This window comes from Aeromonas sp. Y311-2 (genome assembly GCF_027706025.1).
Taxonomy (GTDB): Bacteria; Pseudomonadota; Gammaproteobacteria; order Enterobacterales; family Aeromonadaceae; genus Aeromonas; species Aeromonas veronii.
Map to the genome: position 1 here is coordinate 42,430 of NZ_JAPDCL010000006.1, position 13,376 is coordinate 55,805.

The following is a 13,376-nucleotide window of genomic DNA, read 5'->3' on the forward strand; positions in this document are numbered from 1 at the left end:
GTCAGCTCCTTACCGGTTGGCAAACAGGTCGCTGAGCCAGCGGTTTTCAAAGCGGCCGTGGGGGTCGAGCTCGGCTTTCAACGCCACGAAGTCGTTCCAGCGCGGCAGCAGGGCCGGGAAGTCATACAGATCCATCGCCAGATGCTTGCCGAAATGGGGAATGCCGCCGAGCGGCACCAGCAGTTGTTGCAGCTCGCGCATCTGCTCCATGGAGCCGTTGACGAAGGTGCCGTCCGCCGCCAGATAGACCAGAAAACCGATCCAGCAGACCGGCTGGCCGTAAGCGGCACTTAGCCAGGCCTCGGAAGGGCCGGTGCAACGCAGAATAAAGGGGTAGTGCAGCACGCCCGGGTTGGCCTGCTGCCACGCTTGCAGGGTCTCCAGCGCCTCGTTCATGCGATGAAGCGGCACCGCCACCTCGCAGTTGATCTGGGGAGCCGGGATCCCCTTGCAGAGAATTTGGTAGACGTTGCCCACCAGATCGGAGGCATCCTTGAAGCGGCGCACCGTCTCGAAGTGCTCCCCCGCCAGCGCCTCATCCTTGGTGTCTTTCGCCATCTTCTGCAAAGTGGCATCAATGGTGGCATTCATGCGGGCGTCGATATCGCCATCCAGCAGCAGCGGCTCGCTGCCACCTGCGCGGTAGCGGGCAACCTCCTCATCGGAGGCGGGATCCACCAGCCAGATGTGGCTCTCGCCGGTCCAGGCAAACCACCAGCTCTTCACAAAGCCGTGCTCGCGGTTGAGCCGCTCGTTGTGCTCCAGCAGGAAGGGATAGTCGGTGGTGAACTTGGTGCAGCGCATAATGCGATTTGGCACGGTGCGCAGGGTGACGTCGAGCATGATGCCGAGCATCCCCATCCCCATCACGAAGGCGCCGAAGCGCGGATCGGTGCGATCCACCCGGATGATGTCGCCATTGGCCAGCATCACCGTCATCGCCTCCACCGCATCGCACAGGGCAGACTGGTGCAGCCCCTGACCGTGGGTACCGGTGCTGAGGGCGCCGCCCAGGGTCTGGATGCCGATAACGCCCGGGGATGCGGGCAGCATCCGCTCCATGGCGATCAGCTCGGCATAAACGGTATCGAGGGGCGTACCCGCCTGATAGGTCACGGTATCGGCGGTTTTGGCCAGCTGGCCGCGCAGGTGGTGCAAGTCCACCAGCAGCGCCTGACTGCCCTCGGCATAGACGCTGTGGATGGGTTCGAAGGAGAGGCCGGAGCCGATAAGGCGCAGCTTGCGCTCGGGGTGTTCCCGCAGCAGCATTTGCAACTCGTCGCGGGTTTTCGGACGCCACACCTGATCCAGCGCACCGAGGGGATTGGTTCTCGACCAGTTGAACAGCACCTCCCGATTACCGATCGCCTTGATGCTGTGAAATGCCTGGAACTGAACCGTCATACCGCGCCTCATCTTTTACTGACGTCAAAATGAGCGCTGATTCTACCGAAAAGCGAGCAGCAAGGCATGAAAAACAAGCCCCTGCACTCGAGGGGGGATAGGGAGAGAGCACTCCCCTACCCTGCCAGACGGGAGCTTGTCCGCCCGTCTGTCACCGATAAATCAGGTCGCATTCGGGATGCCTCGCACCCCATCTGGCTGGCGGGTTTGTGCCTCTTCCGGCAGCAGCTCCTCGCAGAACTGGCGCAGCGGCATGGGGCGGGCAAACAGGTATCCCTGCAGATAATCGACCCCTTTGGCCCTGAGGTAGTCAGCCTGACGCTCGCTCTCCACCCCTTCCGCCACCAGCGCCAGACCGAGCCGTGTCGCCAGATCGATCACGTTGTCCACGATATGTTCCGAGAGCGACTCGGTACCGATGCGGGCGATAAAGGATTTGTCGATCTTGAGGTAATCCACATGAAACTGCTGCAGGTAAGCCAGGCTGGAGTGGCCGGTACCAAAGTCGTCGATGGCGAGTTTGACCCCCATCTCGTCCAGCTGGCGGAACAGGGAGAGGGTCTGGGGATCTGACATCAACAGCTCCCGCTCGGTCAGCTCCAGCACCAGTACCACCTTGCCGGGGAGGAAATGCCCGAGGAAGGCGCGGCACTCGGCCAGCAGGGCAAAATCGTGGCAATGGGCGGCGCTGATGTTGAAGCTGATATGAAACCCATCTGGCAACTGCTCCTGAGAGCGGTTCAACCGTGTCGCCACCTGCTTCATGATATGGGTGGTCATGGGGACGATCAGTCCCGACTCCTCCGCTTGCGGAATAAAGAGATCGGGCCGGATCACCCCTTCATTGACATGCTCCCAGCGCATCAGCACCTCGGCGCCCATCATCTTGCCATCGTGGCTGGCAATCAGCGGCTGCAGATAGGGAACAAACTCCCTGGCCCGCAGGGCGCGTCGCAATTCATCTGTTGGCGAGCCGGGACGCCCCAGCACCCACCACACCAGCCAGGCCAGCAAAAGCGAGGAAACCGCCAGCCACGACAGCGCCACATGCCGCGCGGCCCACAGCGACTTCCAGTAGACCGGCATGGCATAACCGGCATGGATGGTGAAAGGATAATGGGATGAGGTGAGGGCCTGGCTGATCCCGCGATGGAGGGTGGGCGCCTCGCTCAGATAGCGGCCAGACTCATTGAGCCAGGCCGATCCCACCTGCAGATAGAGCGCACTGGATTTTCCGCTCATGGAGAGCATGAAGCTGAGCTGGGTACTGTCGATGGCACTCAAGGCGGCATCCTTGCCCTGCTCGGTGCGCACCACCAGCAGCGGGTGATTTTGCCGCACCCGGTTGCCACTCATCAGCAACAGCTTGCGGCCGGTGTAGATGGAGCCGTCATCGGCATCATTGGCCTCACCAAACAGCGAAGTGCAATTGATGATGCCGTTTCGCACCAGATTGACCGAACGCAGGAAGGGCTCGATGGCGACCTTCTTGCGCAGCACCAGCAGGTTGTCGCGACAGGGTGCATTCACCAAGGGCAGCACGGAGCGATTGGCCTGCTCCGCATGATCCAGCATCGACTCCATCAGGGTTCTGGCCTTGTGGGCCGAGGCGCTGGATTCCGCTTTCAGCTCCTGCACATAATTGCTGTGGATGAGCCAAGCTCCCACCAGCAGCGGCAGGGTAAAGACCAGCAAGGCACCGCCGAAGCGTAACCCGGTTCGGGAGAGATCGATCCTGAACAGAAACATAAAGAACCACGCCGCAATTCGTCAGGCCTGCCAACGCAAGCACCCAGTGAACAGATATCCACTTTCCCTCGATAACGATGCCTCATCATTACCGCACATAACCGAACAACATAACCCAAAGCGTTTATAAAACGAACCACCAAACAGGTGGTTGGATCTCTCTAGCAAGGATCGTGCAAACAATCTTCAAAAAAGACGGTGAATAACACAAAAATAAATAATGCCGCGTAAATACGCGGCATTATTGGCTTCTTATCGCGCAAATCGCGCAAGAACTCAGTTAAACGGCTTGCTGCAGGATCACCGCATCGGCCTTCTTGGTGTAGGAGGCGATCTCGTTGAAGTTGAGGTAGCGGTAAGTATCTGCCGCAGTGGCATCCAGCGCCTTGGCGTACTGCAGGTATTCCGCCACGGTCGGGATCTTGCCGAGGATGGCGGCAACGGCGGCCAGCTCCGCAGAGGTCAGGTAGACGTTGGCACCTTTACCCAGACGGTTCGGGAAGTTACGGGTGGAGGTGGAAACCACAGAGGCTCCTTCCGCTACCCGCGCCTGGTTGCCCATGCAGAGGGAGCAGCCCGGGATCTCGATGCGGGCACCAACGCGACCAAAGATGCCGTAGTAGCCCTCTTCGGTCAGCTGATCCTTGTCCATCTTGGTGGGTGGTGCGATCCACATGCGGGTCGGCAGCTCGCCCTGATACTTCTCGAGCAGTTTGCCGGCGGCACGGAAGTGGCCGATGTTGGTCATGCAGGAACCGATGAACACCTCGTCGATCTTGTCGCCAGCCACGTCGCTCAGCAGACGGGCATCGTCCGGATCGTTCGGCGCACACAGGATCGGCTCCTTGATGGTGGCCAGATCGATCTCGATGATTTCGGCGTACTCGGCATCCTTGTCCGCTTCCATCAGGGTCGGGTTGGCCAGCCACTCTTCCATCCCCTTGATGCGGCGGGTGATGGTGCGTACGTCGCCGTAGCCTTCGGAGAGCATCCATTTCAGCATCACGATGTTGGACTTCAGATACTCGATGATCGGCTCTTTATCCAGCTTGATGGTGCAACCGGCAGCGGAGCGCTCGGCGCTGGCATCGGCCAGCTCGAATGCTTGTTCCACTTTCAGGGTCGGCAGACCTTCGATCTCGAGGATGCGGCCGGAGAAGATGTTCTTCTTGCCCGCTTTCTCGACGGTCAGCAGCCCTTTCTGGATGGCTGCGTAAGGGATGGCATGAACCAGATCACGCAGGGTGATGCCCGGTTGCAGCTCGCCCTTGAAGCGCACCAGTACGGACTCCGGCATATCCAGCGGCATCACGCCGGTAGCAGCGGCGAAAGCCACCAGACCGGAGCCCGCAGGGAAGGAGATACCGATGGGGAAACGGGTGTGGGAGTCACCACCGGTACCCACGGTATCCGGCAGCAGCATGCGGTTCAGCCAGGAGTGGATGACCCCGTCACCCGGACGCAAGCTCACGCCGCCGCGGTTCATGATGAAGTCCGGCAGGGTGTGGTGGGTCTGTACGTCGATGGGCTTGGGATAGGCCGCGGTGTGGCAGAAGGACTGCATGGTCAGGTCGGCGGAGAAGCCGAGGCAGGCCAGATCTTTGAGCTCGTCGCGGGTCATCGGGCCAGTGGTGTCCTGGGAGCCGACCGTGGTCATCTTGGGCTCGCAGTAAGTGCCGGGGCGAATGCCCTTCACGCCGCACGCCTTGCCCACCATCTTCTGGGCCAGGGTGAAGCCTTTACCGGTATCGGCCACCGGCTGCGGGCGACGGAACACGGTGGAGAACGGCAGACCCAGCGCTTCGCGGGCCTTGTCAGTCAAGCCGCGGCCGATGATCAGCGGGATACGGCCACCGGCGCGCACTTCGTCGATCAGCACGTCGGTTTTCAGTTCAAACTGCGCCAGCACCTGTTCGGTGCCGTGTTTGCAGATCTTGCCAGCATAGGGGTAGATGTCGATCACATCGCCCATCTCCAGCTTGGAGACGTCCACTTCGATGGGCAGAGCGCCGGCATCTTCCATGGTGTTGAAGAAGATCGGGGCAATCTTGCCACCCAGACAGACACCGCCAGCGCGCTTGTTCGGCACGAACGGAATGTCGTCGCCCATAAACCAGAGCACCGAGTTGGTGGCGGATTTACGGGAAGAACCGGTACCGACCACGTCACCCACATAGGCCAGCGGGAAGCCTTTCTCTTTCAGGGCATCGATGGTCTTGATGGGGCCGACGGCGCCATCCTTGTCCGGAGTAATGCCGGGACGGGCGTTTTTCAGCATCGCCAGGGCGTGCAGCGGAATGTCCGGGCGGGACCAGGCGTCCGGTGCCGGCGAGAGGTCGTCGGTGTTGGTTTCGCCGGTCACCTTGAACACGGTGACAGTGATCTTCTCGGCCAGCTCCGGGCGGGAGAGGAACCACTCGGCATCAGCCCAGGATTGCATCACCTGTTTGGCGTGGACATTGCCCGCCTTGGCCTTCTCTTCCACGTCGTGGAAGGAGTCAAACATCAGCAGGGTGTGGGAGAGCCCCTTGGCGGCAAGCGGCGCCAGAGTGGCGTGTTCCAACAGGTCGATCAGCGGCTGAATGTTGTAACCACCCTGCATGGTGCCCAGCAGCTCAACGGCTTCGGCGGCAGTCAGGATGGGAGAGTGGGCTTCGCCCTTGGCGACGGCGGTGAGGAAACCGGCTTTGACATAGGCCGCTTCATCAACACCGGGGGGAATACGGGAGGACAACAGCTCTTTCAGAAAGTCTTCTTCGCCAGCGGGCGGGTTCTTGAGCAGCTCAACCAGGGCGGCGACCTGCTCTGCATCCAGAGGTTTGGCAACCACGCCCTCGGCGGCACGTTCTGCGACGTGTTTACGGTATGTTTCAAGCACGACTAATTCCTCTTTGGTCTTTTTTTGGGGTTCGCCCACGCTCGCGGCGATCGTCCTTGCGGGACACCCCGTAGGGTGCTCCCCACTATATAAGTTTTAACGACTAATTAAAATCCAAACCCTGTTTACTTATTCACCACAAAATCGTAACCAATTAAACAGACTGGTATTTTTTGAAAATTAATTGAACGCCCTCAACCAGAGTTAACAAATTGGCATCATTCCGGCATTATTCGAACGTACTGCCCAATTGCAGATAGAAGACGTCATTGCCCCCCTCCGCCATGCCGTAGCCGAGGAACACAGGGCCAAGGAAGCTCTCCACCCCGACATAAACCGACCCGGCGGTAAACGAGCTCTCCAGACTGATATCCTCACCCTTGTTCCAGACCCCGCCCTGCTCCAGAGATCCACCCAGATAGAGCGGCATCTTGAGGGCACCGAAGTCATTGTCTGCCACCCGATAGATGTAACGCAGGCCACCAAACAGGCTGTAGCGACCGCTCAGCTGGTAGCGCTGGAAGCCGGAGAGGCGGAACAACCCGCCCAGATCCTGAATATGCAGCGGCACCACCTCTTCACTGCCCGAGCCACCCCCTTCGAGGATCAGGTTGAGGCTATGCCTGTCCCATGACCAGGGCTTGATCATCGAGAGCTGATAATTCCAGCCTTCACTGCGGCCATCTGCCGACTCGAGTCCATCCACACTGACGTGTGAGTGGCCCAGTTTCATGTCCCATTTCATCCCCTGATAGGGGAAATAGCGGCTATCCAGATTGTCGTGTTCAAAGCGGACATAGGGGCCCCACGCCGTGGCATCCATCTCCAGCCCCTTGAAGTTTTTCACATCAATCGTGCCCAGTTGTCCCTCCAGCCCCATCGACAACCGGCTCCAGGGCTGGCGGTTCCAGCCCACCGCCAGATCACCGCTGAAGAAGGAGTATTCGGAGTCGAGATAGCTTATCGAAACCGCCTCGGGATCCGGATTGGGGAAAAACAGGCGGCGCAGGGTCTGGTCATAGGCCAGACTCGCCTCACCATAGAAGGTCTGGGAGGGTTCGAGCGGGGTATAGAAGTCGGTCTTGATATGTTTGGCCGTGCCCAGCGACGCTTCGGTCAGCCACTCGGCTCCCCACTCGTTGACGTTGGTGAGGGTATAGGACATGCCGACGTTGTAGTTGGAGGTGTTCTCGAAGTCATCGGTGAAACCGAACTGGAAGTTGAGGTAGCCCGGCCCCCAGTTCTTCTCGCTGGCATCCACCAGCAGCACGTTTTCCCCGTCACGCTCCTCCACCTCATAGGTGATGCGATCGAACGACTCAAGGGCATAGAGGCGGCGAATGCCCGCTTCCAGACTCTCGTTGGTCTGTACCTTGTCCGGCCGCACTTTCAGCATGGCGCGCACCGTCTCATCCGAGAGGCGCGACTTGTTGATGATCTCCACCTTGTCGATGAAGTAGGCGGGCTGACCGCTACGCTCGGCACGACGGCTCAGCTTCTGGTTGCGATAGGCGTTGTACTGCGCCTTGGTGAGCGACAGCTTATCGAGTTGCAGCGACACCTTGTCAGCCGCCGCCTCACCGATCTTGATCCCCTCCGGCATGCGGGCAAAGTCGGCGATCCCCATATCGCCAAACTCGGGGGCGATCAGAATATCCTTCGGTCCCATCAGCGCCTTCTGCTTGTCGGTGCCCACCTGGGTCATGTAGGTGGTGAGCTGGTCAATCATGGCCAACCCTGACTTGAGGGACTCCCGGGTACGCAGCTTGGCACTGATATCCACCGCGATCACCACGTCGGCCCCCATCGCCTTGGCGACATCCACCGGCATGTTATTGACGCTGCCGCCGTCCGCCAGGATGTGCCCCTCCCACTCCATCGGCTTGAGGGCGCCGGGAATGGACATGGAGGCCTGCATCGCCTTGGCCAGGCTGCCGTGATCGAGCACGAAGGGGGTGACCGTCTCCATGTCGGTCGCCATGGCGCGGTAGGGAATGGGGAGATCATCGAAGCTCTCCTGCACCGGCAGGTTGGAGGTGGCCCCCCGCAGCAGGCTGGCCATGGATTGGCCCTGGAAGAAACCGTCCGGCAGCTGGGTGGTGTCGCCATTCACCCCTATGTCGGTGCGCAGTTGGTACTGCTCGTTCTGCTGCTTCTTGCGCAACGACAGCTCGTCGCGGCCCACCTTGTCCTGATAGCCCTTGTTCCAGTCGATGGCCAAGGTGGTGCGCTCCACCTCCTCGGCACTGAGCCCCATGGCATACATCCCCGCCACATAAGAGCCCATGCTGGTGCCGACTATGATGTCGACCGGAATCCGTTTCTGCTCCAGCACCTTGAGGATGCCGATATGGGCCGACCCCTTGGCGCCGCCGCCGCTGAGCACCACCGCAATTTTTGGGCGATCCCCCTGTGCCGCCACAGCCAGCAGCGGGCAGGCCGCCAGCATCACCAAAAGCAGACGGGTCCATCCCGCACCTAAGCTGCGCATCATATTTTCCATATTATTCAGAGGGTCAGTCACCAAGGATGGCCTCTACTATAAGGGGCCCGGCAGTTAGCGCAACCGTCAATCCGCATCCCGCCTGTGCTGCATGGCGAAGGGGCACGCCGCCGCCCCTGTGAGCGCAAACGTAATCCGCAAATAAAGGGCTGCAAGCCTCATGGGTAGCGCCGCGCTGCCGCTAATATGAGCGTCGTCAATCTCAACCTTTTGAGCACCTTTATGCTGGCAACCCTCACTCTTAAACAGAAAATACTGGCCACGGTCACCCTGGCCGTGGTCGTCTCCTGCCTGCTGGTAGGCTACTTCAGTCAACGCTCGGCCCAGCAACTGATCGAAAACCGGATGTTCGAGCAGGAGCTCCCCAACCTGACCCAGCGGATCAGCAAGGAGATTGAACAGGATCTCCACGGCATCGCCCAGGCCGCCCGCCAACTGGCCACCGACCGCTTCATCCTCGACTGGGTGGATCGGGGCATGCCCAAAGAGCAGGAGCCAATCCTCATCAACCAGCTCAAGGATGTGGCCAACCAGTATGGTCTGGTGACCGCCTCCTTCGCCGATCGTCAGAGTGCCGCCTACTACAACCAGGATGGCTTTCTGCGCAACCTGACCCCCACGCAAGATGCCTGGTTCTATGACTACACCAAGAGCCAGAAGGAGATGACCCTCAGCATCTTCCGCGAGAGCAACGGCGAGGTGAAGCTGTTCGTCAACTTCCAGCAGCTCAACGGGCGCGGGTTGGCCGGCTTTGCCAAATCCCTCGACACCATGGTGACCATGGTCTCCAACTTCCGGCTGGAAGAGAGCGGCATCGTCTTTATGGTCGATGGCAGCGGCAAGGTGAAGCTGCACCCCGAGGCCAACCGCATCGAGCGTGACACGCTTGGCAACATTGCCAGCGGAGATACCGGCAGCCTGCTGGCCAAACGTCCCTTTGCCGTCATCAACGCCGAAGTCAATGGCGAGCCCATGGTACTGGCCAGCAGCTATATCCCGCTGCTCGACTGGTATCTGGTGGCCCAGGTGCCAGAAGCCGAGATCTATGCCGAGCTGGATCAGACCCGCAACGAGATCCTGATGATCTCGCTGGTGATTGCGCTGGCCATGGGGCTGATGGGGATGCTGCTGGCAGGCTCGGTCAGCCGCCCGCTCAACGAGTTGGCCCGCCTGTTCAAGGAGCTGGGCAGCGGCGATGGGGATCTCACCAAGCGCCTCAAGGTGGAAGGACGTGACGAACTGAGTCAGGTCGCCACCGGTTTCAACAACTTCGTCGCCAAGATTCACGGATCCATCGAGCAGGTAGCGGAGAACTCCCGCCAGCTCGCGGCCACCGCCAACGAGGTGGCCAACAAGGCGCAGCTGACCCAGCATAACTGCACTGCCCAGCGTGACCGCACCGTGCAGGTGGCCACCGCCATCCACCAAATGGGGGCCACGGTGAGCGAGATCGCCGGTAACGCCTCTCTGGCAGCCGAAGTAGCCAGACAGGCCAACGATCAGGCCGATGCGGGTGCGGTAGTGGTGGTGCAGGCGCGCCACGGCATCGTCGACCTCTCCGGCGAGATTGAGCAGGTGGCAGGGGTTATCGAGTCGCTGGCCAGCCAGACCGACTCCATCGGTAGCATCCTCGAAACCATCCGCAGCATCTCGGAGCAGACCAACCTGCTGGCACTTAACGCCGCCATCGAGGCCGCTCGTGCCGGTGAACAGGGTCGCGGTTTCGCCGTGGTGGCAGATGAAGTGCGCAATCTGGCCAACCGCTCCGCCGCCTCGACTGCCGAGATCCAGGGGATGATCAACCGCTTGCAGGAGCAGAGTGCCCGCGCGGTCAGCGCCATGGCACAGGGGCGCAACCAGAGTCTGGAGGTGGTGAGCCAGGCCGATGAGGCCAACGCCGCCCTCGGCCAGATCACCGCCCACATCACCCAGATCAACGACATGAACATCCAGGTCGCCACCGCCACCGAGGAGCAGTCCAGCGTGGTCGGCGAGATCAACCGCAACGTGGAAGACATCAACCAGCTCACCATGGAGACCGCCGACATCGCCCACCAGCTGACCGAATCGAGCCGCAGCCTGCAGCAGCTCTCCGGTCAGCTGGACAAGCTGGTCGGCAACTTCCGACTCTGACCCCGACCTTGGCCTTGACCTAAGCCATCAACAACAGAGAGCGCCGTGGCGCTCTCTGTTGTTTTGGTGGCGGCTAATCCGGCATAGCAGTCAGCCCTTGCCATCCCGTTTGCGCTGATACATCAGCTCATCCGCGCGGGTGAGCAGCTCGGCCAGGGAGACACAGCCGTGCCCGTCATAGCAGACAATCCCGGTGCTGCAGGTCAGCGCATAACCGCAACCACTGTGCTGATTGTGCTCGGCCAACATGGCATTGAAACGCTCATAGGCCAGTTGCGCTTGCGCCTCCATCACATTGGGCAACAGGACGGCAAACTCATCGCCGCCCATGCGGGCAAACACGTCTGCGCCACGAAAAGCCTGCTTTAGCAGAGTGGCAAAGGCGATCAGGGCCCGATCCCCTTCTGCATGCCCCCACCGATCATTGATCCCCTTGAAGCCATTGAGATCCAGATAGAGCAGTGCCAGTGGCATCTGCAAGCGACTGGCCAGCGAGAGGCTCTTCTCCGCCAGCATCACGAACCCGCGCCGATTGGAGATCAAGGTCAACTCATCAATGGTGGCCAGCTGCACTGCTTCGAGCTCCCGCACCACCATCGCCGCCAGATCCTTGAGCAACCCCACATCCTCGTCGCTCAATTCCCGCGGTACCGTATCGATGATGCAGAGCGTCCCCAGTTTGCAGCCGTTGGCGATCCGCAGTGGCTGTCCGGCATAGAAGCGGATGCCGGGCCCACCCACCACCAGCGGATTGTCGGCAAAGCGGGGATCCTGCGAAGCATCTGGCACGATGAAGGTCTCATTACCCATGATGGCGTGGCCACAGAACGAAATGTCCCGGGCAGTCTCACGGACCTCCAGACCGATGCAGGATTTGAACCACTGGCGATCTTCATCCACCAGACTCACCAGCGCGATGGGGACATTGAACACCCGTCGGGCCATGCGGGTCAGCCGATCAAACCGCTCCTCAGCCTCGGAATCCAGCAAAGAGAGCCGCCGCAGGGTCTCCAGCCGCAATACCTCATCGGGTGGAATGGGTGCTTCTAGCATCGTGCCTCTCTCGTCAGTGCCAAAACCTATCTTTAGCATATTGGGCTTTGTCGAAGTCGGGACTGCACGGAGAAAACAAAAAGCCGCTCATTCGAGCGGCTTTTTAGACAAGCGGGGAAGAAAATTACTTTTTCTTCTTGGCCTTGGCGTTCGGCAGGTCGGTGATGGAGCCTTCGAACACTTCGGCAGCCAGACCCACGGACTCGTGCAGAGTCGGGTGAGCGTGGATGGTCAGCGCGATATCTTCGGCGTCCGCACCCATCTCGATGGCCAGACCGATTTCACCCAGCAGTTCACCACCGTTGGTACCGACGATGGCACCACCGATGACTCGGCCGCTCTCCTTGTCGAAGATCAGCTTGGTCATACCGTCGGAGCAGTCGGACGCAATGGCGCGGCCGGAAGCAGCCCACGGGAAGGTGGCGACTTCGAAGTTCAGGCCCTGTTGCTTGGCTTCCTTCTCGGTCAGACCAACCCATGCCATCTCTGGCTCGGTGTAGGCGATGGACGGGATCACTTTCGGGTCGAAGTAGTGCTTCTTGCCTGCGATCACTTCGGCGGCAACGTGACCTTCGTGAACACCTTTGTGCGCCAGCATCGGCTGACCCACGATGTCACCGATGGCGTGGATGTGCGCCACGTTGGTACGCAGCTGCTTGTCCACCTCGATGAAACCACGCTCGGTCACGGCAACGCCAGCTTTCTCGGCATCCAGCATCTTGCCGTTCGGCACACGACCTACGGCAACCAGCACGTTGTCGTAGCGAACCGGCTCGGCCGGAGCGTGCTTGCCTTCATAGGAGACGTACAGGCCGTCTTCGCGCGCTTCAACTGCGGTGACCTTGGTCTCCAGCATGATGTTGAATTTCTTGGCGACGCGCTTGGTGTAGATCTTGACGATGTCTTTGTCGGCAGCCGGAACCAGCTGGTCGGCAAATTCCACCACGTCGATCTCGGAACCCAGAGAAGAGTAAACAGTACCCATCTCCAGACCGATGATGCCGCCACCGATAACCAGCAGTTTGCCGGGAACGGTTTTCAGCTCCAGCGCATCGGTAGAGTCCCATACGCGGGGATCATCGTGCGGGATAAACGGCAGTTTCACCGGACGGGAACCGGCCGCGATGATGGCGTTGTCGAAGGTCACGGTGGTCTTGCCATCAGCGCCTTCAACTTCGATGGTATTCGGGCCGGTGAACTTGCCGAAGCCGTTCACAACCTGAACTTTACGCATCTTGGCCATGCCAGCCAGACCGCCGGTCAGCTGGTTGATAACCTTCTCTTTCCACAGACGGATCTTGTCGATGTCGGTCTGCGGGGCACCGAAGACGATGCCGTGCTCGGCCAGCGCCTTGGCTTCTTCAATCACTTTGGCAACGTGCAGCAGCGCCTTGGAGGGGATGCAGCCCACGTTCAGGCAGACGCCACCCAGGGTGGAGTAACGCTCGACGATAATAGTATCCAGACCCAGATCGGCTGCACGGAAAGCAGCGGAATAACCGGCAGGGCCAGCACCCAGTACTACGACCTGGGTTTTGATTTCTTTACTCATCATGACCTCTTTGTCGTTCTTATATCCCCGGACAGCGCAGTCTTATACCGAAACGGGTGGCTGCAGCCGTGAAAAAAACGGGGCAAGTTTACGATCATGTTAAT

7 protein-coding genes are annotated in these 13,376 nt (G+C 60.1%); 1 reads left to right on the plus strand and 6 read right to left on the minus strand.

The window, feature by feature from the left end; genetic code table 11:
* Positions 1–9: 9 nt before the first annotated feature.
* The 4 genes from OKC42_RS07740 to OKC42_RS07755 all read right to left on the minus strand — a co-directional run bounded on the left by OKC42_RS07740 (position 10) and on the right by OKC42_RS07755 (position 8,522).
* Positions 10–1,404 (minus strand): D-arabinono-1,4-lactone oxidase, encoded by a 1,395-nt coding sequence (locus tag OKC42_RS07740; protein WP_270819405.1) that lies wholly within the window; start codon positions 1,402–1,404, stop codon positions 10–12.
* 162 nt (positions 1,405–1,566) lie between these two features.
* The gene (locus tag OKC42_RS07745; RefSeq protein WP_005355079.1) at positions 1,567–3,153 is read right to left on the minus strand and encodes an EAL domain-containing protein; all 1,587 of its coding nucleotides are present in this window, start codon (positions 3,151–3,153) and stop codon (positions 1,567–1,569) included.
* Between the two features lie 280 nt (positions 3,154–3,433).
* On the minus strand, positions 3,434–6,031 hold the full coding sequence (acnB, locus tag OKC42_RS07750) for a bifunctional aconitate hydratase 2/2-methylisocitrate dehydratase (RefSeq protein WP_270819407.1): 2,598 nt from the start codon (positions 6,029–6,031) through the stop codon (positions 3,434–3,436).
* A 229-nt stretch (positions 6,032–6,260) separates the two neighbouring features.
* On the minus strand, positions 6,261–8,522 hold the full coding sequence (locus OKC42_RS07755; protein ID WP_270819489.1) for a patatin-like phospholipase family protein: 2,262 nt from the start codon (positions 8,520–8,522) through the stop codon (positions 6,261–6,263).
* A 234-nt stretch (positions 8,523–8,756) separates the two neighbouring features.
* On the opposite strand from OKC42_RS07755, the gene OKC42_RS07760 reads away from it, so the two are divergent.
* Complete coding sequence (locus OKC42_RS07760) at positions 8,757–10,667, plus strand: methyl-accepting chemotaxis protein (protein ID WP_270819408.1); 1,911 nt, start codon at positions 8,757–8,759, stop codon at positions 10,665–10,667.
* Positions 10,668–10,757: 90 nt separating this feature from the next.
* On the opposite strand, the gene OKC42_RS07765 is transcribed toward OKC42_RS07760, so the two are convergent.
* Both OKC42_RS07765 and lpdA read right to left on the minus strand, forming a co-directional pair.
* A complete protein-coding gene (locus OKC42_RS07765; protein WP_139494782.1) occupies positions 10,758–11,720 on the minus strand; it encodes a sensor domain-containing diguanylate cyclase in 963 nt (320 codons plus the stop codon).
* Positions 11,721–11,844: 124 nt separating this feature from the next.
* A complete protein-coding gene (lpdA, locus tag OKC42_RS07770; RefSeq protein WP_042058717.1) occupies positions 11,845–13,272 on the minus strand; it encodes a dihydrolipoyl dehydrogenase in 1,428 nt (475 codons plus the stop codon).
* Positions 13,273–13,376: the final 104 nt, after the last annotated feature.